The organism is Emticicia aquatilis, assembly GCF_014644295.1.
Classification (GTDB): domain Bacteria; phylum Bacteroidota; class Bacteroidia; order Cytophagales; family Spirosomataceae; genus Emticicia; species Emticicia aquatilis.
In genome coordinates, this window is record NZ_BMKK01000006.1 from 283,393 (window position 1) to 308,135 (window position 24,743).

18 protein-coding genes are annotated in these 24,743 nt (G+C 38.9%); 5 read left to right on the forward strand and 13 right to left on the reverse strand.

What is annotated here, in order from left to right; translation table 11 throughout:
• Window positions 1-17 precede the first annotated feature (17 nt).
• Complete coding sequence (locus IEX65_RS16230; RefSeq protein WP_188767321.1) at window positions 18-653, reverse strand: MarR family winged helix-turn-helix transcriptional regulator; 636 nt, start codon at window positions 651-653, stop codon at window positions 18-20.
• A 179-nt stretch (window positions 654-832) separates the two neighbouring features.
• Between IEX65_RS16230 and IEX65_RS16235 the strand changes: the two genes are divergently transcribed.
• Window positions 833-3,265 (forward strand): TonB-dependent receptor, encoded by a 2,433-nt coding sequence (locus IEX65_RS16235; protein WP_188767323.1) that lies wholly within the window; start codon window positions 833-835, stop codon window positions 3,263-3,265.
• Between the two features lie 98 nt (window positions 3,266-3,363).
• Here the strand turns inward: IEX65_RS16235 and serS are convergent, their stop codons facing one another.
• The 6 genes from serS to IEX65_RS16265 form a co-directional block, all read right to left on the reverse strand.
• On the reverse strand, window positions 3,364-4,632 hold the full coding sequence (gene serS, locus IEX65_RS16240; RefSeq protein WP_188767325.1) for a serine--tRNA ligase: 1,269 nt from the start codon (window positions 4,630-4,632) through the stop codon (window positions 3,364-3,366).
• Window positions 4,633-4,708: 76 nt separating this feature from the next.
• The gene (tnpA, locus tag IEX65_RS16245) at window positions 4,709-5,143 is read right to left on the reverse strand and encodes an IS200/IS605 family transposase (protein ID WP_188767327.1); all 435 of its coding nucleotides are present in this window, start codon (window positions 5,141-5,143) and stop codon (window positions 4,709-4,711) included.
• 173 nt (window positions 5,144-5,316) lie between these two features.
• A complete protein-coding gene (locus IEX65_RS16250) occupies window positions 5,317-6,645 on the reverse strand; it encodes an aspartate kinase (protein ID WP_188767329.1) in 1,329 nt (442 codons plus the stop codon).
• Between the two features lie 60 nt (window positions 6,646-6,705).
• A complete protein-coding gene (locus IEX65_RS16255) occupies window positions 6,706-7,188 on the reverse strand; it encodes an SRPBCC family protein (RefSeq protein ID WP_188767331.1) in 483 nt (160 codons plus the stop codon).
• 5 nt (window positions 7,189-7,193) lie between these two features.
• Window positions 7,194-7,670 (reverse strand): 6,7-dimethyl-8-ribityllumazine synthase, encoded by a 477-nt coding sequence (ribH, locus tag IEX65_RS16260; RefSeq protein ID WP_188767333.1) that lies wholly within the window; start codon window positions 7,668-7,670, stop codon window positions 7,194-7,196.
• 84 nt (window positions 7,671-7,754) lie between these two features.
• Window positions 7,755-8,450: a tetratricopeptide repeat protein gene (locus tag IEX65_RS16265; RefSeq protein ID WP_188767335.1), complete on the reverse strand. Its 696-nt coding sequence runs from the start codon at window positions 8,448-8,450 to the stop codon at window positions 7,755-7,757.
• A gap of 370 nt (window positions 8,451-8,820) precedes the next feature.
• On the opposite strand from IEX65_RS16265, the gene IEX65_RS16270 reads away from it, so the two are divergent.
• The 3 genes from IEX65_RS16270 to IEX65_RS16280 are packed head-to-tail and all read left to right on the forward strand — an operon-like array spanning window position 8,821 to window position 14,336.
• Window positions 8,821-11,931: a SusC/RagA family TonB-linked outer membrane protein gene (locus IEX65_RS16270; RefSeq protein ID WP_188767345.1), complete on the forward strand. Its 3,111-nt coding sequence runs from the start codon at window positions 8,821-8,823 to the stop codon at window positions 11,929-11,931.
• A 36-nt stretch (window positions 11,932-11,967) separates the two neighbouring features.
• Complete coding sequence (locus IEX65_RS16275) at window positions 11,968-13,476, forward strand: SusD/RagB family nutrient-binding outer membrane lipoprotein (protein ID WP_188767347.1); 1,509 nt, start codon at window positions 11,968-11,970, stop codon at window positions 13,474-13,476.
• Window positions 13,477-13,529: 53 nt separating this feature from the next.
• The gene (locus IEX65_RS16280) at window positions 13,530-14,336 is read left to right on the forward strand and encodes a DUF4397 domain-containing protein (protein WP_188767349.1); all 807 of its coding nucleotides are present in this window, start codon (window positions 13,530-13,532) and stop codon (window positions 14,334-14,336) included.
• A 72-nt stretch (window positions 14,337-14,408) separates the two neighbouring features.
• On the opposite strand, the gene secA is transcribed toward IEX65_RS16280, so the two are convergent.
• Both secA and argC read right to left on the reverse strand, forming a co-directional pair.
• On the reverse strand, window positions 14,409-17,723 hold the full coding sequence (gene secA, locus IEX65_RS16285; protein WP_188767351.1) for a preprotein translocase subunit SecA: 3,315 nt from the start codon (window positions 17,721-17,723) through the stop codon (window positions 14,409-14,411).
• Window positions 17,724-17,990: 267 nt separating this feature from the next.
• Window positions 17,991-18,959, reverse strand: a complete 969-nt coding sequence (argC, locus tag IEX65_RS16290) for an N-acetyl-gamma-glutamyl-phosphate reductase (RefSeq protein WP_188767353.1) — start codon at window positions 18,957-18,959, stop codon at window positions 17,991-17,993.
• A gap of 212 nt (window positions 18,960-19,171) precedes the next feature.
• Here argC and lgt point away from each other — a divergent pair, with 212 nt between their 5' ends.
• Entirely contained in the window at window positions 19,172-20,023 is an 852-nt protein-coding gene (lgt, locus tag IEX65_RS16295; RefSeq protein WP_188767355.1) for a prolipoprotein diacylglyceryl transferase, read from the forward strand.
• Window positions 20,024-20,188: 165 nt separating this feature from the next.
• Here the strand turns inward: lgt and IEX65_RS16300 are convergent, their stop codons facing one another.
• The 4 genes from IEX65_RS16300 to nadB form a co-directional block, all read right to left on the reverse strand.
• Window positions 20,189-21,067, reverse strand: coding sequence for a MerR family transcriptional regulator (locus tag IEX65_RS16300; RefSeq protein WP_188767357.1), 879 nt, complete (start codon window positions 21,065-21,067; stop codon window positions 20,189-20,191).
• A 285-nt stretch (window positions 21,068-21,352) separates the two neighbouring features.
• Window positions 21,353-22,369 (reverse strand): pyruvate dehydrogenase (acetyl-transferring) E1 component subunit alpha, encoded by a 1,017-nt coding sequence (pdhA, locus tag IEX65_RS16305; RefSeq protein WP_188767359.1) that lies wholly within the window; start codon window positions 22,367-22,369, stop codon window positions 21,353-21,355.
• 245 nt (window positions 22,370-22,614) lie between these two features.
• Window positions 22,615-22,920 carry a 30S ribosomal protein S10 gene (gene rpsJ, locus IEX65_RS16310; protein WP_188767361.1) on the reverse strand — a complete coding sequence of 102 codons (306 nt, stop codon included), beginning with the start codon at window positions 22,918-22,920 and terminating at the stop codon, window positions 22,615-22,617.
• 125 nt (window positions 22,921-23,045) lie between these two features.
• A complete protein-coding gene (nadB, locus tag IEX65_RS16315) occupies window positions 23,046-24,635 on the reverse strand; it encodes an L-aspartate oxidase (RefSeq protein WP_188767364.1) in 1,590 nt (529 codons plus the stop codon).
• Between the last annotated feature and the right edge of the window lie 108 nt (window positions 24,636-24,743).

A 24,743-nucleotide genomic window follows, 5' to 3' on the forward strand; every position in this document is an offset into this window, starting at 1 on the left:
GAGCGGCTCTTTCGTTTTTAAAAGTATTTCTTAAGTAAATTATCAATACTCGTATCTTTTTCTTGCAAGAAAATCGGGTTGTGAAAATTGTGTAATTTATTGAGCAAATAGAAAAGTTGTAGCCTTTCTGTATCGCTTAGTTTCCCCGAAATTATCTTGCTCACCTTCAACATTCCGTCAAAAGACTTAAAAAGCTCTGCTTGCCCAAGCGGTGTAATTTTCAGGCGTTTACTTCTTTTATCTTGTTCGTCATCATATTGTTCGAGTAGTTGATTACCAATAAGCCTCTTGATAATCTCCATACCAGTATTTTTTTCATGGATGTTCTTTTCTATCACTTGCGTTTTAGTCAGATTTCCGTACTGCCAAACAGCGGCTAAATAGCCAAAATCATCCAAAGTCAAGATAGTTGATTCTTCTAAAGCTTTTTTAATGTAGCTTTTGGCATATCGGTACATAAAAGCTACTAATTGACCGATGTTGTTTTCTTCGTTTTCGGGCGGCGTAACAACAGGTTGCGGAGTTAGTATTCGCCCCAAATATTTCTGATTCAGAAAGCCCACAAAATCTTCCATCGAAACTTCTCCAGATGCTTTTTCAGCTTCAAAGTTTTCCAAATCACCAATTATTTTCTGTAAAATGCTATAATTCATTTATTTTTTGAGTATTCGCTCGAAACAAAAAGTGTTTTTTTATACCAATTTAAAAACATTTAGTACAAAAACAAAACATTTTTTTGAGTGTTTTGTTTAGTTAAATAAACACATATTAACAAAAAATGTTGCAGGGCAAATGTAAAGACGCCCCAAACACACACTCAAATAATTGTTTTATGCACAAGATTATTTATTTACTTAGTTTTTTTCTTTGCCTACAAGTGGCTCATGCCCAACGCACAGGCGAAATACAAGGAATTGTAAAAGACCGTAAAACCCAAGAATACCTCGTTGGTGTAACAATTGCTGTTGAAGGCACACAAAAAGGCGTTACGACCGATATAGAGGGCAATTTCAAGCTAACTTTGCCCGTAGGTAGTTATAATTTGAAAGCTACGTTGGTCGGCTACAAACCTTTGACTAAATTCAATATCAACCTCACGACGGGAAATGCCCAACAGGTTACGTTTGAACTTGAAGAAGAAACACAAACATTAGATGAAGTAAAAGTGGTGGTGAATCGCTCAGTTTCGGTGGCAAATATTGAAACCCCTAACTCGATTCAGAAACTAACTGCCGAAGAAATTAAGAATAATCCAGGTGGAAATTTTGATATTTCACGGGTAATTGGCGTTTTGCCGGGCGTTGGTGGAACGGCTGGTTCGGTAGGTGGATTCAGAAACGATTTGGTAATTAGAGGTGGCGGCCCCAACGAAAACGTTTTTTATTTAGATGGAATTGAGATTCCTGTAATCAATCACTTTGCCACTCAGGGAAGTTCGGGTGGCCCAACGGGGATTCTCAATGTTTCGTTTATTGAAGATGCTACGCTTTCTACGAGTAGTTTCAATGCTCGCTATGACAATGCTCTTTCTTCGGTGCTACAATTTAAACAGCGAGATGGAAATCCGAATAAAGTGGAGGGAAATGTCCGACTAAGTTCGACCGAAGTAGCGGCAACGCTCGAAGGACCAATTTCGCAGAAAACAACCTTTTTGGCTTCGGCTCGTAGGTCATATTTGCAACTTTTATTTTCAGCTCTTGACTTGCCAATCCGCCCAAGTTACTGGGACTTTCAGTACAAAATCACGCATAAATTCAATAAAAAAACAACGCTTAACCTAATCGGTGTAGGTGCGATTGATGATTTTTATTTTGGTGTACCGAAAGAAACCGATGCCTCGAAAGAATATATTTTGCGTTCAAATCCACTTATTAAGCAATGGAATTATACGGTTGGAGCTTCTTTGAAAAGACTTATCACGAATGGCTACGTAAATATTGCCTTGAGTAGAAATATGTTCGATAACGCCCTCGACCGCTATGAAGATGGCAAAAGTGAAGACCCGAATCTCCGAGTTTTCAATTCACAATCGCAAGAAATTGAGAATAAGTTCAGAATTGACGTAAATCAGTTTCAAGGGAAGTGGGAATATAGCTACGGTGCGGTTGTGCAATATGTAAAGTATAACAACGACTTTTTCAATATTTTCAGTCGAGAAATCAGAAACTCCGCTGGTCAAATTATTCAACCTGGGCTAAAGGTTACGTTCAATACCGACATTAATTTCTTTAAATACGGTGCTTTCGGGCAAGTTTCAAGGAAGTTTTTCAATGAAAAATTAAGCCTTTCGGCAGGAATCAGAACCGATATGAACTCGTTTACGGATGATGGCAATAAACCGCTCGAAACGCTAAGTCCGAGAGCTTCAATAAGCTATCAATTTGCTGATAAATGGCGAGTCAATGCTTCGGCTGGGCGTTATTTTAAAGTACCGATTTATACGGTTCTGGGCTATCAGGAAGATGGCAGATTTACGAATCCTGGCAATAAATACATTCAGTCAGACCACTTGGTGGCGGGTTTAGAGTTTATTCCGACTCCACAGACCAGAATTACAGTTGAGGCTTTTAATAAAAAATACAAAAACTATCCGGTTACGGTTGGAAGAGGAATTTCGCTGGCCAATGAAGGTGGCGATTTCGGAGCGATTGGAAACGAAAGAGTTACTTCGATTGGAACAGGAAGAAGCTACGGCGTAGAATTTTTCTTTCAACAAAAATTGACCAAAAATATCTTTGGCGTATTGAGTTATACGCTTTTCAGAAGCGAGTTTTCGGGAGCAGATGGCAAACTGATTTCCTCAGCTTGGGATACTCGAAATATTCTTTCGGCACAGCTTGGGCGTAAATTTAAACGTGGTTGGGAAATGGGTTTGAAATGGCTTTCGCAAGGTGGAGCTCCATTTACTCCATTCAATTTGGCTGCATCGCAAGCAAACTACTCGTTGGTTGGACGTGGAACACTTGATTATTCAAGATTGAATCAAGGTAGATTAAGTAATTTCAAAAGACTTGATTTTAGAGTTGATAAAAAATGGAATTTCAAAAAAACTACTTTCAATCTTTACTTAGATGTGCAAAATGCTCTTTTGTTCAAGAGTCCAGCATTCCCACAATATACATTTGCTCGAAATGCTGATAATACTGGCTTTCAAACAACCGATGGCTTGTCTCTTCGAAGAGATGGCTCAAATGCAGTTCCGCTCATTTTAGATAATAATGATGTTTCGGTAACACCATCTTTGGGTTTTGTTTGGGAGTTTTAAGAATTGATTTTCATCAAAAAAGCCTCATTATTCGATGATAATGAGGCTTTTTTGATTTAGAATATTTATGGCGAACAGGGTGTTCGCCATAAATACCTTTATATCATTTCAAAACCACAATAAGGCACTAATACTTTTGGTATTTTGATGCCTTCTGGTGTTTGGAAGTTTTCTAAAATTGAAGCCAGAATACGTGGTAAAGCCAAGGCTGAGCCATTAAGTGTATGTAAAAGCTGCGTTTTGCCATCAACTTTATAGCGTAGTTTCAAACGATTGGCTTGATATGACTCAAAGTTTGAAACCGAACTAACTTCTAACCAACGTTTTTGAGCAGCTGAATACACTTCAAAGTCGTAAGTAAGTGCCGATGTAAAGCCCATGTCTCCTCCGCAAAGGCGAAGAATACGGTACGGTAGTTCAAGTTTTTCGAGCAATGATTTTACGTGTTCAACCATTTCGTCGAGAGCTTGATAAGACTCTTCGGGTTTACGAATCTGCACGATTTCTATTTTATCAAATTGGTGCAAACGATTCAATCCACGCACGTGAGCACCCCAACTTCCTGCCTCACGACGGAAACACGGTGTATAGGCTACATTTTTGATGGGTAAGTCGTTGTCTGATAAAATTACGTCACGGTAAATATTTGTAACTGGTACTTCGGCAGTTGGAATCAAATATAAGTCATCGACCGTTGAATGATACATTTGTCCTTCTTTATCGGGCAGCTGACCTGTACCAAAGCCAGAATCTTTATTGATTAGAATCGGTGGTTGGATTTCGAAATATCCAGCAGCCAATGCTTCATCTAAGAAGAAGTTAATCATGGCACGCTGAATTCTTGCTCCTTTTCCTTTGTAAACAGGAAAACCCGCACCTGTAATTTTATTGCCTAAATCGAAATCAATAATATCATATTGTTTGATTAACTCCCAATGTGGCAAAGCTGCCTCATGAAGCTCAGGGATTTCGCCCGCTTGAAAAACATTAACGTTTTCTTCGGGTGTACGGCCTTCAGGAACACTTACATGTGGAAGGTTCGGGATTGTTACCATCACATCGTAAAGCTCTGATTCAGAAGCCTTTAAATCTTCTTCCAAAGCCTTTGATTTTACCTTCAATTCGGCAGTTTCAGCTTTAGCGGCTTCCGCTTCGTCTTTTTTACCTGCTTTCATCAAGCCTCCGATTTCTTTGGCCAAAGCATTGGCTCTTGCCAAAGTTGTATCTAACTCAGATTGTGTTTCACGACGCTTTTGGTCGATTCCTAAAACCGTTTCTATCGTTTCTTCGGCATTCTTGAAATACTTACGCTTCAAGCTGTCAATCGTAGCTTGTTTGTTTTCTTTTATATAATTGAGTTGTAGCATTTTCTTTAAATTAAGGAGATATTTTCTTTAACCACGTCCTTTAGGGCGTGGAATAATAACCCGAGATTAAAGGGCTTTAGCCCTGACCTATTTGAAAGCCAAATTTACTAATAAATTCCTTATATTCTTGTGCAAAAGTCTTCTTAGAATGATGTTCTTCTTGGTTTTTGATATACTCACGCACATTATTAATCTGTGATTCGCTTACTGAAACAGCAAAGTATTCATCAGCCCAATGAAGTTTTTTACTAAAAAGATTCTCTTTATTTGCCCAAAACGAAGCTTCTCCTTTTATTAATTGCATTGTCTTGGAAATACTCAAATCGGCATTTAGACACAACAAAGCATGAATATAGTCTTCTACGCCATTGATAAAATCAATGTAAATTTCTTTTTCTTGGGCGTTTTGGCGAATGTGTTTGAATAATTCTATTCTTTTTGATTTTTCAAGAATTGATTCACGATTTTTAGTACTCCAAACGACATGAATCCAGATTTTAACGAATGCCATAATCTGTGTGTTTAGGTCATGGCTAAAGCCATCTTTTGTCTATTTTACTAACTCCAGCCTAAAGGCTGAAGTTATATGATACTCTATTTTCAACCCCATTGCTTTAGCATGGGGTTATGAAAATTCACAATATATTGGCTTTAGCCATGACATATTACTTACGAAACATTATTTCAATCAAACTTAAACAAACCTTCGTTCAAAGCATTTAAGGCTTCGTTTTTGTGCTTTGTATCAACCAAAAGTGAGATATTATGCTCCGACGCTCCATAAGCAATCATTCTGATTGGAATATCACGCATAGCTTCCATCACTTTTAGAGCGATACCAGCTTTATCAGCCATAAAATTACCTACAATACAAATGATTGATTGATTACGGTCATGCTCTTCCAAATCAGCAAATTGACCTAAAACTGCCGTGATTTTATCTAAATTTTCGGCATTATCAATCGTTACTGCAATCGAAACTTCCGACGTAGTTATCATATCTACCGGTGTTTTGAAGTTTTCAAAAACCTCAAATACCTTTCTCATAAATCCGTAGGCATTCAGCATACGAGTTGAGTGAATGTAGATAGCCGTGATACCATCTTTTGCTGCAATTGCTTTGATTTCAGAATCGGTTGTTTTGTCGGCGATGAGCGTTCCGTAAGCGTTTGGCTCCATAGTATTTTTCAAACGCACTGGCACTCCACGCATTTTGGCTGGGGTAATTGTACTTGGATGAAGAATTTTTGCACCAAAATACGCCAGTTCTGCGGCTTCTTCAAAAGTCAATTCACGCACGGGGAAGGTACGCTTCACGATTCGTGGGTCGTTGTTGTGCATTCCGTCAATATCTGTCCAGATTTGGATTTCTTCGGCACGAATTGCTCCACCAACCAATGAAGCTGTATAATCAGAACCACCACGCTTCAAGTTGTCAACTTCTCCACGAGGATTACGACAAATAAAGCCTTGTGTGATGAAAATTTGCTTGTCTTCCAACTGCGAGAGCATCGCTGTGAGTTTTTCTTCTGTAAAGCTCAAAACAGGCTCGTTGTCGGCATCAATTAGCATGAAATCAAGGGCTGGCAAAAGAGCTGAGCTTACGCCTTCTTCTTGCAGATAAGCCTCAAACATTTGCGTTGAAAGTAATTCGCCTTCGGCAACGATTTCTTTTTCTTGCTTGAGCGTGAAAGGCTTGATATTTACCAACGAACGAATGAAGTTAAATTCATTGTCGATGATGGTTTTACCTTTTGTATATCCTTCTTCGGTTTTATATAATTCTTTGATAAAAGACTGATAATGAGCATAAAGCGAGTCGATTTTTTCGTTTGCTTCGGCATCATTATTAGATTTGAGCGACTCGCCAATAGAAATAAGTGAGTTGGTTGTGCCAGAAAGTGCCGACAAAACTACGATTTTACGACCAGAATCTTCCGTGATAAGATTACGGATTGAGTGCATACGCTCGGGCTTACCTACTGAAGTCCCGCCAAATTTCCAAACTTGCATTTTTTTAATTTAATTTTGAATGAATGTTTTGAATGAGTGTGTTATTTAGCTTGTTGATTATCAGTAATTTTTTCTTAAAATATCTCGCCATTTTCCAGATTCGGCAATTTGTTTTATTACTAAATTCCTTTCTTGCAAGAAACTGGTTAAATAACACTCTAAAATGACTTTATTGGCAATTTTCCCTAAAAATCCGAGCGGGGATTCAAACATAAATACATCTTTCATGATGGTTATTTGATTCTCCTGAAAAAAATAGTGTTCGTGTCTCAGAGATTTAAAAATACCTTTCTGCATTTCATCTACAAAAAAATTTGGCGACTGTGCTTCCGTGATTTTACTGGTTAGCTCCTGCCAAACCCCAAAATGTTTTGCTCGCCAAGTTACGCTTTCGCCTAATTTCATTACTCCTTCACTTACGCCACTTACAATATGCTCGCCTGTTTTAGCAGTTGAAAGTTGGTGTAAATCAACACTCAATGCCAAATCATAACAGATTTGAATTGGAGCATTAATTTGTATTTCGATTGAGATTCTGGGCATAACACTTAAAAAGCCAGCATTTTTATCGCCGTTATCGCCGCCTCATCGCCTTTGTTTCCGTGAACTCCGCCCGCACGGTCGAGAGCTTGCTGTTGGTTATTTGGGGTTAAAACTCCAAAGATAACTGGCTTATTGTATTTCAATGAAACGTTGGTCAATCCTTGTGCTACTGCATGGTTGATATAATCATTGTGCTTGGTTTCACCTTGAATCACGCATCCGATGGCAATAACTGCATCAATATCGGCTTTTTGTGCGAAAACCTGCGAACCAAAACTTAACTCATAACTCCCTGGTACATTGGCTCTTACGATATTTTCGGCTTTTACACCATTTTCTATGAGCGTTTTGTATGCACCTTCAAAAAGAACTTCGGTCACTTCGGTATTCCATTCGGCAACAATAATTGCAAAACGTTTTTGACTTACATCTGGCAAACCAGCGGTACTGAACTCACTTAAATTTTTATTAGCTGACGACATGTTTTTTTCGGGATAAATTAAAAAAAGGGATAAACCTACTTCGGCTTATCCCTTTGATTATATTTTTGTTGCATAACCAAGTTCTTACTCGCCGACGGTGCCTTCGAGTTTGGATTTATATTTCTTGGCGTTACCAATTTCTGTTGATTCTGGGTATTTTTCGATAATTTGGCTATATACGCTAACTGCTTCTTTATTATTTTTAGCAGCTTCGTAGGCAGTAGCTAATTTCATCAAATATACTGGTGTGAAAGTTTTGTTTGGTTGATAATCAGCTGCTTTCTTGTAGTAAGTAATAGCATCTTCAACGCTTTTCTTTTCCATATAAGCATCACCAATCAAAGCATACGCTCTTGCTTGTACAAGGAGGTCGTTTGAGCTAAAACTTTTCAAATGCTCAATACCTTCATCGTATTTGCCTTGCTTTACCAATGCAACACCTGAATAGAAGTTTGCTAAATTTCCAGCTTTTGATGCACCGTAGTTATCAGCAATGGCCAATAAACCTTCATTACCACCTGTACCATTCAATGCTTGTTTCAATGAATCGGCCTCAAAGGCATAAACGGCGTTAAACATTGCTGCTTGTGCCTCTTCGTCTTGAGATTTTGTGTAATAGTTATATCCAACTACCCCTAATACAACTGCCAAAATACCACCACCAATGATAGTTAGTAATTTTTGGTTGTTTTTCAAGAAACCTTCTGCTTTGTTGAATTCTTGTTGTAAAGCTTCTGGACTTTCGATGATTTCAAGACCTGATTTTTCTTTTTTTGCCATTGTTTGATAGTGCGACTACCGCTTTAATTTATCGGATTTACTTGACTAATTAATTGATAATCAAGTTTAATTTTCAAAAAATAATATTTCTACTTAACTCTAAAGTTTTTCGGAGTGCAAAGTTATGAAATTGATTTTGAACTTCTATAAATACTTTGATAAAAATTATGCCAATAATCTCATTTTACCGAAAATATGTTTCAAAAATTGTGTTTTAGTGCCGCTACAAATCTTGATATTCGCTAAAATTATCATGATTGTGGTCATACAGCATTAAGAAAACATTAAAGAGCGATAACCAACTAAACGACTTTTTGTTAACTTGCAATAGTTTTAATCATCAATAAACCTATTTTCTACATTTCTATTTATGAAACACATTCTACGATGTTGGGTCGTGGCATTTTCTGTTTTGCTATATCAGCAAGCCTTAGCCCAAGAAAAATCAATCAGCGGAACAATTACTTCTTCAGAAGATGGTTCAGTGATGCCAGGAGTAAGCATTTCGATAAAAGGCACATCGAAAGGTACATCATCTGATGGTAATGGTAAATACAAAATAACCGTTCCGCAAAATGCAACGTTAATTTTCAGCTTTTTGGGTTTCGAGACTCAAAGTGTAAAAGTGGGAAATCAGACTACTATCGACCTTGTACTTACCTCTTCAGCCACTATGCTTACGGAAGTTGTGACCACCGCACAGGGTATCAAACAAGACCGCCGTACACTTGGATACTCAATTCAAGAGGTAAAAGGTGAAGATGTTGCCGAAACGCAAAGAACAAACTTCATGACTGCACTACAAGGTCGTGCCGCAGGTTTGAGCATGACATCAACCAGTGGACAGCCTGGAGCTTCCGTACAAATTCAATTACGTGGTGTGACTTCAATTGGAGGAAGCAACAGCCCGCTTTTTGTTGTTGATGGTTTACCGCTTGATAACCGTACATTTGGTCAAGGTGCTTTAGTAAGCGATGGCCCTAACCGTGGCAATGACTACATGAACCGTGCAGGGGAAATAAACCCACAAGACATTGAAACTATCACGGTTTTGAAAGGACCAGAGGCCGCAGCTCTCTACGGGCAAGATGGTGCATCAGGTGCAATTTTGATTACAACTAAAAAAGCTAAAAAGGGACGTCCAAGAATAGATTATAACAACTCGTTTGGTTTCTCGCAAGTATATCGTACGCTCGAAACACAACAAGTATATAGTCGTGGTTTCAATGGTTCGCCTTCGGCAACGGCACTTTCGTTTTTTGGCCCAAAATATGGTTCAGAGTCAACGATTTATAATAATCTTGATAATTTCTACCAAACTGGTAAAACCCAAATTCATAATTTAGGTGTGCAAGGCGGTACAGATGCGGTCAGATACCGTTTTTCTACCACTTATACGAATCAAGGTGGCGTTGTACCGACTACAAAATATGAGCGTTTATCAATGATGCTCAAAGGAGATGCGGATATTAGTCCGAAATTAGATATTTCGACCTCTATTCAGTTCTTAAAATCACTTAACGTAAAGCCGATTCGTAGTGATGGTGGTTTTTATATTGGTTTGTTATCTTGGCCTGCTAATGATGATATCACAAACTGGCAAAACCCAGATGGTACTCGTCGTAGATTAATTTCTGATTCAGGCGAGCTTGACAACCCATTGTTTAACTTAAATCGTAACAAAAATCAAGACCGTTCTACTCGTACAATAGGACGTTTTGAGTTGAACTATAAACCAACTTCTTGGTTGAAATTTACAGGACGTTTTGGTCCAGAATTTTATTCAACTTTAGGGAATTTCTTCGTACATCCTGAGTCTAACTTAGGTATTGGTCGTAAAGGTGCAATTGATAATTACGTAGAAAATGGTCAACTCATTACAAGTAACTTATTAGCTTCGGTAAATAAGCAATTTGGTAAGTTTAAGTTCTCGACCCAAGTAGGTGGTGACGTGTATGACAGCCGATACGAAGTAAATGCTTCTTATGGTGAGAAATTGTATATTTCTGACTTCAATAGCATCAATAATACTGACCCTACTACACAACGTGCAAAGTTGACACTTGTTCAACAACGACGTATGGGTGTGTTTGCACAAATGATGTGGAGTTATCAGAATTTGCTTAGTGTAACTGTTACTGGTCGTAACGACTGGTCTTCTACCCTACCTAAAGGCAATAACACGTATTTTTATCCTTCAATCAATACAGCATTTGAGTTTACTCAACTTCCTGCATTCAAAGAAATTCAATGGCTTACCTTTGGTAAAATCAGAGCTTCTTATGCCGAAGTGGGTAAAGATGCACCGCCGTATAAAGTATTATCAAGCCTTACGCCTCAAACAACTACGGGTGGTGGTTTTGCTTATGGATTCTTTGGTGGAAACGAAAACCTTACACCAGAACGAGGAAAAAGCTTTGAAATTGGTACTGAATTATCATTCGTTCAAAACCGTTTTGGAATCAACGCTTCCTATTACCAACAAAATCGTTTTGCCCAAATCGTTACTCAACGTTTGAGCTACGGAACGGGCTTTATCTTCGGTTTATTGAATGGCGGCGATTTCTATAATAAAGGTGTAGAGGTTGAGTTGAAAGCAAACGCTATCAAGAAAACCGATTTTAACTGGGATATTCAACTTAACTTCACGAAACTTAAAACTGACGTTAAAAACCTTCCAGCGGGTGTTCCTGAATATTATAACTCTGATACTTGGCTATTTGGTAATGCTCGAGCGAGTGCTTTCGTTGGTGATTTGGAGAATTATTTCCGTAATATGAACCTTGATTATAACCAACGTGGAGCAGGAAGTGCTATGGCAATTGGTGGATACAGCTACTTGAGAAACCCGAAAGGTGATATTTTGATAAACCCAAGCAGTGGTTTACCAATTATCAACGCTAACTTCTTACCGATTGGTGATAGAACTCCTGACTTTACGATTGGTTTGACCAATAAATTTAGCTACAAAAACATCAACCTATCATTCTTGCTTGATATTCGTAAAGGTGGCGATGTATTTAATGGTAATGCTTTCTATATGTTCAGAAATGGTTTGAGCAGCAAATTCTTAGACCGTGAAACTCCAGTTGTATTTAAAGGTGTATTGAGAGATGGTCTCGAAAACTCTGATAACCCAACAACCAATACAATCCAAGTTTCGCCATTGTATCGTTCTGACTTCTTTACTTCACTTCCCGAGTCTGAATTTGTTGAAAAAGACATCAACTGGCTGAGAATGAGAGATATTACTTTATCATATACATTCCCTGATAGAATCTTAAAACCACTGAAAGTATTCCGTTCGGCGGGCGTATTCGTAACAGGCACAGACTTATTTATGCTCACAAACTACACGGGTGCTGACCCTAACGTAAACGGTACAACTGCTACTTCGGGTGGTGCTGGTGCTGGTGGTTTCGACTACGGTACATTGGCTATGCCTCGTAATATTACTTTTGGTATTAAAGCTGGTTTTTAATTAAGGTTCTTCTGAAAAATAAAAGTTTTAGATAAAATGAAAAAAATAAAAATACTCGCTCTACTTTTTCTAAGCCTTTGCTTAGGTAGTTGCGAAAAATATCTCGATATAAACCAAGACCCAAGCAACCCACAAGTTGCCGAAGGGCATGTTCTTTTGCCTGCTTTACTTCAAAGTATGGTGCGTGGCGAAGCCTTTGATTCTCGTTATATTGGTCAATATATTCAAAACTGGCATATTTCATCGGCTGGTAACACTTGGGATAGACATGGATATGCCGCTGGTAGTGATGCCGCTGGCGAAAAATGGAGACAACACTATTATGCTCTCGGCCAAAACCTGTTGCTACAAATCAAAGATGGCGAAGAAAAAGGCAAATGGGATTACTCTGGAGTAGCTAAAGCGATTCAAGCTTGGAGTTGGCAGTCAACTACCGATTATCATGGCGAAATGATTTTGAAAGAGATGTTTGAGCCAAATCGCTATATTTTTGACTACGATACTCAAGAAGAAATTTACGCTGAGGTTGTTCGTGTAGCTAATAATGCCCTGACTGACCTTAACCGTACAGATGGTATTGTTTCAACGGCATCTTTGGCTCGTGGCGATTTGGTCTATAAAGGCGATCGTAGCAAATGGATTAAGTTTGTATATGGTGTTTTGGCAAGAAATGCTCATCATTTAAGCAATAAAAGCACCTATAACCCTGATAAGGTAATTGAGTATGTCGATAAATCATTTGCAAGCAATGCCGACAACTTTAACGTACCCCACGCAGGAACAAGCTCAACCGATGCTAATTTCTTTGGCCCTACGCGTAATAATATGGGTAGTTACCGCCAAAGTGCTTACATCGTTGCTTTATTGGATGGAACAATATTTAAAGGTGTAAAAGACCCTCGTTTGGCTCTTACACTTTCTCCTTCGGTTGATGGTGTTTATCGTGGTGTAAATACTACTTTTGGTGACCCTAACTCGGCAAATGCCAATACACGTATCCCTACGCTTTGGAATACCGTACCAGGCGTAACTGCTTTGACTGGAAAATATATGTTCCAAGATAAAATTGATTATCCGATTTTGACTTACTCGGAATTGCAGTTTATCAAAGCTGAAGCTTTATTCAAAAAAGGAGACAGAGCAAAAGCTCTTGAAGCCTATAAGAATGGTATTACAGCACACATGAATTACGTGGGCGTAGCTGCTAAAGACCAAACTGATTATTTGGCAAGTGCCGCAGTTGTAAACGTAGCTGCTGATTTAAAGCTTAGCGATATCATGACCCAAAAATACATTGCTCTTTGGGGAATTGGTTGCTTAGAATCTTGGGTTGATATGCGTCGTTATAATTATAGCAGTGATGTTTTCTTAGGCTTTACATTGCCAGTGACTACGCAATTATCGGCTGATAATAATGGAAAACCAGCTCAACGTGTACGCCCAAGATATAACTCTGAGTATGTTTGGAATCGTAATTCGCTCGACTTAATCGGCGGAAATAACACCGATTACCATACTTATGAGCTATGGTTTAGTAAAAAATAAGTCTTTCATTACTCTTTTACCCCGAAAGGTAAAAGAGTTTAATTATATTTAAAATGAAGAAATACCTTTTATCAATAAGTTTATTATCAACGCTCTTTTTAGGAAGTTGTGGCGATGAAAATAGCTTCCTGACAAATGTCGTTACGGCAGAAGGGGCTAAAGTTAAGTTCATTCATGCAGCACCCGATGCACCTGGGGTTGCAATTTTTGTCAATGATAAGAAAGTGTCAGGCTTACTGACAGTTGCACCCGCTACACCGGGGGTGATTACCTATGGAAGTGCTTTTCCAGCACAAGATTATGCCAATTTATCGGCAGGTGCGGCCAAAGTTTCGGTTACCACTCCAACGGCCAATAATGCTGTAATTCTTTCGGGCGATGTTAATCTCGAATCTGGCAAATTTTATACTGTAATCGCTACGGGTTTAGCACCGACTTACGCCCCGATTGTGGTTCAAGATAATTTGCCTGCAATTTCTGGAAACAAAGTTTTCTTTAGAGTAATTAACCTTGTGGCAAATGCTGCTGATGCCGAAGTGTCAATTTTAGGTTCAGGTGCAGCTGCGGGAATAAAACCAAAAGAAGGTGGAGATAAGTTTATTGCTGTCGAACTACCAAATTATACCAGTGGTTCGGTAACTGTACCTATTGTGGTAAAACTCAACGGTACATCAACAGCAACCACAGAAGGTAGTATTACCGCTTCGCTGAATTTAACTATTACAGGCGTTACCCCAGGCAGAGCTTACAGTATTATTACTCGTGGTTTGTTGGCAACACAAGCCAAAGATGGTACTGGAAAATTAGTAACTACTGCATCAAAATATGTGGCAGGTTTAACGTCTTACACTAATCGTTAAGCCTTACTTTATAACAAAAAGGCTGTCTTGAATAATTCGAGACAGCCTTTTTTATGTATATCTATTGAGATTTTACTCAACCAAAACGGCTTTTCCTGCAATTACATCATCTTCTACGTTTTTGTACTTGATGTCACGTTTTACGGTACCATCTTTATACTGTACACTCACACGTTGATTACGGTCGGCTATTTTTACGTTACGCAAAGGATTTAATTTTGCGGGAGCTTCTCCACCATCTTCATCGCTCGATTTATTGGTTTGAAGTTTTGGTGTTTCTACTTTTGGCGGAGCCATTTGTTGGAAACGAAGCTCTACGATACCCGCTTTCATCAAGAAGCTTACAGTATCAGCGTTTACTTTATTCAAGAAATTTTTGAATAACTCAACGGCTTCAAATTTATAAATCAACAATGGGTCTTTTTGTTCGTAAGAAGCATTTTGCACCGATTGTTTCAAATCATCCATATCACGGAGGTGTTCTTTCCATTCTTGGTCAATCACGCTCAACGAAATGTGTTTTTCGATTTCTTTAATCAATTCACGGCCTTCGCTATCAACGGCAGCTTTCAGATTACAATACAAACCAATATTTTGGTTGCCATCGCCCACAATTGCAATAAATGGCTCATCTACCAAAGCACGACGGTCTTTCAACACATTTTCCAAAACTGGCAACATATTCTTACGAATTTCGTCGTTTTTGGCTTTGTAAGCTCTTTCTGCTTGCAAATAAAGTCTATCTACGAGTTTCGGATTCCCTTTCGTGAATTCGCCACGAGCAATTTCTGGCTGAATGGCCAATTTTTGCATACAACGTAGCTCAAACTCATCGTAATTACCTTCGGCGTTCATCACGATGTCGCTGCAAGTATCATACAAGATATTAGCAATATCGAGTGAAAGACGGTCGCCGAAAAGGGCATTTCTACGACGTTTGTAAATCGTATCACGCTGAACGTTCATCACGTCATCGTACTCAATCAAACGCTTACGAGTGCCGAAGTTATTTTCTTCTACTTTCTTTTGGGCTCTTTCAATCGAACTCGTAATCATTGAGTGCTGAATCACTTCACCCTCTTCCATACCCATTTTGTCCATTACGGAAGCGATACGGTCAGAACCAAACAAACGCATCAGTTGGTCTTCGAGCGATACAAAGAATTGCGAAGTTCCTGGGTCTCCCTGACGACCCGCACGACCACGTAATTGGCGGTCAACACGACGAGAATCGTGGCGTTCGGTACCGATAATTGCCAAACCACCAGCCGCTTTACTTTCGGCCGTTAGTTTAATATCCGTACCACGACCAGCCATGTTGGTTGCAATCGTCACAGTACCAGGCTTACCAGCTTCAGCAACGATATCAGCCTCACGTGCGTGTTGTTTGGCGTTCAATACTTGGTGTGGAATCTTACGAAGTGTAAGCATACGGCTCAAAATCTCAGAGTTTTCAACCGAAGTTGTACCAACGAGAACAGGGCGACCAATATTTACTAACTCATTAATTTCTTCAACAACCGCATTATATTTTTCACGAACTGTTTTGTAAACTTTATCTTCTTGGTCTTTTCTTACGATTGCTCGGTTAGTAGGAATCGAAACCACATCTAATTTATAGATTTTCCAAAACTCGCCCGCTTCGGTTTCGGCCGTACCCGTCATACCAGCTAATTTGTGGTACATACGGAAATAGTTTTGAAGCGTAATTGTAGCATACGTTTGGGTTGAATCTTCAACTTTTACGTTTTCTTTTGCTTCAACTGCTTGGTGCAAACCATCTGACCAACGACGGCCATCCATGATACGACCCGTTTGCTCGTCAACAATCATTACTTTATTATCAATCACAACGTATTCTACGTCTTTTTCGAATAAAGTGTATGCTTTTAATAATTGATTGACAGCGTGGATACGCTCAGCTTTGGTTGAGTAATCACGAATTAACTCATCTTTTTTCAAGATTTTTTCTTGCTCATTTAGGTCTGATTTTGCGATGGCCGCCAAATCAACGCCTAAATCGGGCATTACAAAGAAGCTATGGTCTTCGCTTTCGCCTGTCAAGAAATCAATACCTTTATCGGTTAGCTCAATTGAGTTATTTTTTTCATCAATAGTGAAATAAAGCGGAGCATCGGCTTCTGGCATTAATTTTTGGTTTTCTGCCAAGTAGATTGCCTCGGTTTCTTGCAACATCGCTTTCATTCCGAACTCCGAAAGGTATTTAATCAATGGTTTGTTTTTCGGTAAACCACGGAACGCACGGAATAAAGCTAAACCACCATCTTTTTTGTTTCCAGCTGCAATTAACTTTTTGGCTTCATTTAAATAGCCATTGGTCAATGCTTTTTGTGCTTCTACAATTCTCTGAATACGTGGTTTTAAAGAAATAAACAATTCTTCGTCACCCGTGCGAGCCATTGGGCCACTGATAATCAAAGGTGTACGAGCATCATCAATCAAAACTGAGTCAACCTCATCGACCATTGCGTAGTGGTGTTCACGCTGTACGAGTTCTTCGGGGTCGTTTACCATGTTGTCACGTAGGTAATCGAAGCCAAATTCGTTGTTTGTTCCGTAACAAATTCCCGCACGATACGCAGCACGACGAGCGGCTGAGTTGGCAGGATATTTATCTATACACTCACAAGTGATGCCATTAAATTCAAAAATTGGCCCCATCCACTCAGAGTCACGACGAGCCAAATAATCATTGACAGTTACGATATGTACGCCTTTTCCTGCTAAGGCATTCAAGAATGCTGGGAAAGTAGCCACCAATGTTTTACCTTCACCCGTAGCCATTTCCGAAATCTTACCTTTGTGAAGTGCCGCACCACCGATAATCTGAACATCGTAATGCACCATGTTCCAAGTCATCAAGTTTCCTGCCGCTACCCATTGGTTTTTCCAAATAGCTTTGTCGCCTTCAATCGTGATATGCGATTTTTTCATGGCCAACTCACGGTCGAGGTGAGTAGCCGTAACGGCGATTTCAGAATTTTCGGAAAAACGACGAGCAGTTTCTTTAACGATTGCAAAGGCTTTCGGAAGAATTTCTAACAAAACAACTTCCAACTCTTTGTTACGCTCCAATTTCAAGGCATCAATTTTCTTGAAACTAACCTCTTTTTCGTCAACCTGCATATCAGGATTATTGTCGATTCCTTCTTTGAGGGCGTCAATCTGTTCGTCAATGTGCGAAAGTTTCTGAGCAATATAGTCTTGAAGTTCTTTAGTCTTAGCTCTAAATTCATCGTGCGAAAGGCTCGCAAGTTTTACGAATTCTTCGTTGGTGAGTTTTACGTAGGGTTGTAACTCTTTGTTATCTTTATCAGACTTCGTACCGAAAATCTGGCTGATACCTTTTGTTAAAAAATTAAGCATTTTATATTTCTTGTTCGTTAATTCTCTTTTTATGAAGTTTTACTGTTAACAAATACCTAACCAAAGGTAAAAATCTGACAATATGTCAAGATTTTAGTGTCTGATTATCAGCATTTTATTTTTTAGACCTACAAATTTAACCTTTTATGGCAGTTTTATAACAAAAAATATGGCGGAATATTGCAGAAAGGAAATTTTATGAAGATTAAAAATTAAAACTTTTCGTTGCCTGAGCGGAGTCGAAGGCAACGAAAAGGAAAAAACTTATCAAAACCCAACCGACTTCAATTTCAATCCAGTTGTTTCTTCTAAGCTAAAAACAAGGTTTAAATTTTGTACAGCTTGACCAGACGCTCCTTTGGTTAGGTTATCTATGATACTCGTAATCAATAAGTTATCATCATGTTTTTCGAGATGCAAAATACACTTATTTGTATTTACAACCTGCTTTAAATCTATTTCGGCAGCTTCGCTCAAATGCGTAAACGGGTGCGAAGCATAATAGTTTTTGTATAATTCTTTGGCTTCTTCTATTGTACCAGCAAATTTGGTATAAACATTCGCCATGATGCCTCGACTGAAGTTTCCACGATAAGGAATAAAGTTTACAGCTTTGCCAAAAGCAGGTTGCAAAGTTTTGAGGCTTTGATTGATTTCTTTCAGGTGTTGGTGCGTAAAAGCCTTATAGATAGAGATATTATTGTTTCTCCAACTAAAATGCGTAGTTGCCGAAAGCGATTGTCCTGCTCCTGTGCTACCCGTTACGGCACTTACATGTACGTCTTCATTCAATAATCCTGCATTGGCCAAAGGCAATAAAGCCAGCTCAATACTTGTAGCAAAACAACCCGGATTCGCAATTTTGGTAGCTGTTTTTATCAAATCTCTCTGTAATTCGGGCAAACCATAGACAAAACCATTACTTTGGTCACGGAAGTCGGTGCTTAGGTCAATGATTTTGAGGCTTTCGGGAATGATATTTTCTACCAAAAACTTTTTCGACTCGTTGTGGCCCGAACATAGGAAAATAGCTTGAACTTCGTCGAAAGGCATTTGGTCAGTAAAAAGCAAGTCGGTTTCGCCTATCAAATCTGTATGCGTTGAATAAACAGGTTTTCCTGCTTGGCTTTTCGAATTAACGAAACTAATATTTACCTGTGGGTGATTGAGCAAAATACGGAGCAATTCGCCACCTGTGTAGCCAGCCCCACCAATGATACCGATGTTTATTTTCATTTGGAAAAAGTTCTCTACACCAAAGCGGAAATCGAGAACGTTAGAGATTTACAAAAAATATGATGTTTGGTACTTAAAAAAGAGTCGTAAAAACAAGGTTTAAATAATATCGTCTATTACCACTAACAACATTTTTAAACAATCTGTCACAAAATTACGCAACCTCTCAGAGAAAACTCATATTTTTGAGGAAATTTCAAACCCAATTATAAATGACTCTTTTAGAAATTCCTTGGAACGTCAATCCGATTATAGCAAAACTTGGTAGTTTTGAATTACGCTGGTATGGACTTTTGTTTGCTTCGGGCTTTTTGTTGGGCTACCAAATTATGCTCAATGTTTTCAGAAAAGAAGGCAAATCCGAAAAAGACCTTGATACACTTCTATTTGTAATGATAGTAGCTACCGTCATTGGAGCGAGATTTGGACATTATTTTTTCTATGAATTCGATGATTTTCTGAAAAACCCAGGAACATTCCTGATAGATATGATTACGCCACCTTATCAAGGTTTGGCAAGTCACGGTGCTTTGGTCGGAATCGTAACAGCTTTGATTCTCTACGCTCGCAGCCACAAAGACCAACCTTTCTTATGGGTGGCCGACCGTGTAGTGATTACGGTAGCCTTAGCGGGTTTCTTCATTCGTATGGGAAATCTAATGAACCACGAGATTGTGGGCAAAGAAAGTAATCTGCCGTGGGCGTTCAGATTTAATCTTTTCAGTATGTCGCCCGACGGAAACCTTGTAATGACACCCGAAGGGTTTGCTCGCCACCCAGCACAATTATACGAAGCTCTTTCTTGTTTAGTGCTTTTCGGTGTTTTGTTTTTCCTTTGGAATAAATATAAAGTACAAACTCCTCGTGGATTATTGCTCGGAATCTTCTTGATTTGGTGCTTTGGACTAAGATTCTGTTATGAATTCTTGAAAGAAAACCAAGAGGCATTTGAAGATAAAATGGCATTGAACATGGGGCAAATCTTGAGTATTCCTGCCGTATTGCTCGGCATAGGTGTTTTGATTTATACTTTTACGAAAGGAAAGAATAAGGAGATTGTGTAAAACATTTGTGGCACATCTCAAAGATTTGCCACAAATTATCTCGCAATGAACAAATAAAAAAGCGGCTCGATTTTCAGAAAATCGAGCCGCTTTTGTTATAACATTATTATTGAATATGCTTTACTTCACTGTTGACTGCCGACTATAGACTGTGGGCGATTATTATCAGCCTTCGGCAAATTCCATTAATTGTCTTACGTTATTTACTACCTCGGCATTTTTCGGTAAATCAAGACCTTGTGCTATTACTTGGTAGCCAGTAAGCAAAATCTTTACATCAGGGAAACTATCGCCAAGTTTATTGACATATTGCTGTATTTCATCTTGCCCAGGTGTTGAAGTAATGACAGTAAATAAACAATCGGGCTTGTGGTGTTGACAAATAAACTGTAACTCCGAAAATGGCATACTTTGTCCTAAATAAATCACCTTGTTATGTCTTGCTCGTAAGATAAAATTAGCAAACAAGAGCGGTATTTCGTGAAATTCGCCTTCGGGTGTATAGAGAATGTATTTCTTAGAATCGGCGTTCGGCTTGATGATTTGTCCATCAATCGCAACAATGATTTTTTGTCGAATCAAATTGGTGATGAAATGCTCCTGTGCTGGGCCTATTGAGCCTGTTACCCAAAGCGTACCGATTCTACTCAAGAACGGATAGATAATATTTATCATCGTATTCTCGAAGCCAAACTGAAGAATATTGGTTGACATGATTTTCTCGAAGCGTTCTTCGTCAATGTCAATCATCGCAATCGTGAGAGCATGAATCTGGTCGGGGTAATTGAGTTGTTTATCAGAAATGGCCAAAACCTCTTTTGATAATTCCTCTAAACTCAATTTCGCAATCTCTGAGATTTTGTAATCGTGGTCTTTGAGTAACGCAATGTTCAGAACCAGTTTCAAATCATTATCATCATAAGTACGGATATTGGTATCTGTTCTTTTGGGATTGATAATGTTGTATCGCTGTTCCCAAATCCGCAAGGTATGGGCCTTGATACCAGATAGTTGTTCTAAATCTTTAATCGAATAATTACTCATTTCTTTACTTTATTGAAAAGTTAGTTTAGCTCCACATTCAAAATTCTGTACAATGTTTTCTCAGATTCGAGATATACAAAGCACTTTCGGGCTTTTCAGATATAAATCAAAGTATAAGGATAACCGAATGTTTGTATTTATGTTTTAGAAAAAGTGTTTTTTTTTCAAAATTATGATAAATATCTTATTTTCAGGCAATTATAAACAAAAATTTGGCATTTACTTATAAAAAAAGCCAGTTTTGAACATTCAAAACTGGCTTCTAAATATTATTTGAGAATACGATTACTCTCTCAAGAAAGGATATTCTGCATCAACGTAAACATCTTCAAACGCTTCTTCTGGCTGAGGGAATGGTGATTCTTCGGCAAACTTCACCGACTCTTCAACAATCGCTTTTACCTTTGCATCAACTTCTTCTAATTCTGCTTCGGTAGCCACGCCGTTTTTTAGGATACGGTCTTTAACCATTTCGAGTGGGTCACGGCTTTTCCATTCTTCAACTTCTTCTTTCGTACGGTATTTCTGTGGGTCAGACATTGAGTGACCACGGAAACGATAGGTTTTGAACTCTAAGAAAGTTGGGCCTTCGCCTGCTCTTGCACGTTCGGCTGCACGCTTAACAGCCTCGTGTACCATTTCTACATCCATCGCATCAACCGGCTCTGATGGCATATCATACGCTTCTCCGATTGTGTAAAGCTCACGTACGTTTGAAGTACGCTCAACCGAAGTACCCATAGCATAACCGTTGTTTTCTACCACAAAGATTACTGGCAATTTCCATGTCATGGCCATATTGAATGCTTCGTGTAATGCACCTTGACGCACTGCACCATCACCAAAATAACACATACATAGGTTTTGAGTACCTTTATATTTTTCAGCAAACGCAATACCCGCACCCAAAGGAATTTGAGCACCAACGATACCGTGTCCACCAATAAAATTAACGTCTTTATCAAAAATGTGCATCGAGCCACCTTTACCTTTGGTTGTACCCGTAACTTTTCCGTAAAGTTCTGCCATGATACGCTTAGGGTCAGTACCGAGTGCCAACGGATGTCCGTGGTCACGGTAAGCTGTAATCCATTTATCATCTTTAGTTAATGCCGAAACCGCTCCCGAAGAACAAGCCTCTTGTCCTATATATAAATGGCAAAAACCACGTATCTTTTGCTGACCATATAATTGCCCTGCTTTTTCCTCAAATTTTCTCTGAAGGTACATTGATTCGTACCAATACATATAAGTCTCTTTACTGTATTTAACCTTTGGGGCTTTTTCTTTAGTAGATGCCATTTTGACTTCTTGAATCTTTTATGGTGAATGTAAATCGCTTAGAATTAGTGCAAATTTAGGAATAAAAACATTACACTCAAACATTTCGAGTGGCTTGTTATTGCGATATTGGCAGTAAAGTATCGGTTTATGGTAAAAACGTTTAATATCCTGATTATTCCTCCACGACGAACAGAATATTCACTCCATAAAAAAACCTACTTGCTTTTCAACAAATAGGTTTCTTATAGTACGTTTTATCAAAACTACACTTTGATTTCAACATCAACACCACTTGGAAGCTCCAATTTCATCAAGGCATCTACTGTTTTCGGGCTTGCCGAGTAGATGTCAATAAGACGCTTGTAAGTACACAATTGGAATTGTTCACGTGCTTTTTTGTTAACGTGAGGTGATTTCAAAACTGTGAAGATTTCTTTACGAGTTGGCAACGGAATTGGACCACTAACAACTGCACCTGTAGATTTTACAGCTTTCACAATTCTTTCAGCCGATTTGTCCACTAAATTGTGGTCAAATGACTTCAATTTGATTCTGATTTTTTGTGACATTGGTTCAAATTTTTTAGAGTGATAAAAACTCTGTCGAAAGAACCATTCGCTTCGACAAAGCAACTTGATACTTTTCAGTATCGGGGTGCAAAATTAGATAAAATATTTATTATTTGCAATTTTCTTTATAAAACCGAGTTTTCTGGCTTTCCGCCTAACTTATAAGGGTAATCGGTTGTATAATGAAGCCCACGACTTTCTTTACGCTTCATGGCACATTTGATTACGAGCTCGGCACACTGCACTAAATTACGCAATTCACAGAGTTTCATCGAAAGCTTTGTTTTTTTGTAAAACTCTTCGGTTTCTTCTTTGATAAGTTTTAGGCGTCGCATGGCACGCTCCAAACGAAAATCTGAGCGAACGATTCCGACGTAATCGGCCATCATTCTTTGTAATTCTCTGAGATTATGCGTCACCAAAATTTCTTCGTTCGATTGTTCTGTTCCGAATTCATTCCAGTCTGGTACGTTTTCTTGGAAAGTCAGATTATCAAAGTCGTCGAGGGCATCCTGGGCAATTCTGTGGCCGAAAACGGCCGCTTCGAGCAATGAGTTAGATGCCAAACGATTTGCTCCGTGTAATCCCGTTGACGAACATTCGCCACAGGCAAATAAGCGATTGATGGTTGAACGCCCCATTTCATCGACCAAAATTCCGCCGCACAAATAATGGGCGGCAGGAACAACTGGAATCTGGTCTTTAGTAATATCAAGCCCGATACTCAGACATTTCTCATAAATATTAGGAAAATGTTGAAGTATCAGTTCTTTTGGTTTGAACGAAATATCAAGATAAACGTGGTCTTCACCAGTTTTTTTCATCTCGGCATCTATCGAACGAGCAACAATATCACGTGGAGCAAGTGAGCCTCGTGGGTCGTAGCCGTGCATAAATTCTTCACCTTTTTTATTTTTCAAAACTCCACCTTCACCACGAACGGCTTCGGTAATCAAGAAACTTGGGTATTCGCCAGGATTGTAGAGCGATGTTGGGTGAAACTGAATCATTTCCATGTCTCGCACTCGCCCTTTTGCACGATAAACCATTGCAATGCCATCGCCTGTGGCAATAACAGGATTGGTTGTTGCCGAATAAATATGCCCCGCACCGCCCGTTGCCATCACGGTCATTTTCGATAAAATCGTTTCGACTTCGCCCGACTGCAAGTTTAAGGCATAAACGCCGTAACAAGTTACGTCGTTGGTTTCACGGTTTACTTCAATGCCCAAATGGTGCTGCGTGATTAGCTCAACAGCATAATAATGCGTCAGGATTTCGATATTTGGGTTTTTACTGACTTCTTCGAGCAATGCACGTTCGATTTCTTTACCCGTGATATCTTTATAGTGCAGAATTCGTTTTTCCGAATGCCCACCTTCACGAGTGAGGTCATACTCTCCATCGTGTTTATCGAAATTTGTGCCATACTCGATTAATTCTTGAATACGGTCTGGGCCTTCTTTCACAACAATTTCTACGATTTTTCGGTCGCAAAGTCCATCGCCTGCAATGAGCGTATCGCTGATGTGTTTTTCAAAAGAATCGGTGTCGGGGTCAAAAACGGCAGCAATTCCGCCTTGTGCATATTTGGTATTGGTTTCGTCGGCATTTACTTTTGTCAGAACCAAAACTTTACCTTTTGTTGAGGCTTTCAATGCGAAACTCAAACCCGCAATGCCCGAACCTATAACTAAAAAATCTACTTTTTGCATGATAAAATCAATGAGTGAAGCGGAACGCCGCCCGTTTGGATTGAGTGAATGTTGTGAATATTTCTTATATCAAAGTTAATAGTAAAACATTCATTTTACATTTTTAAT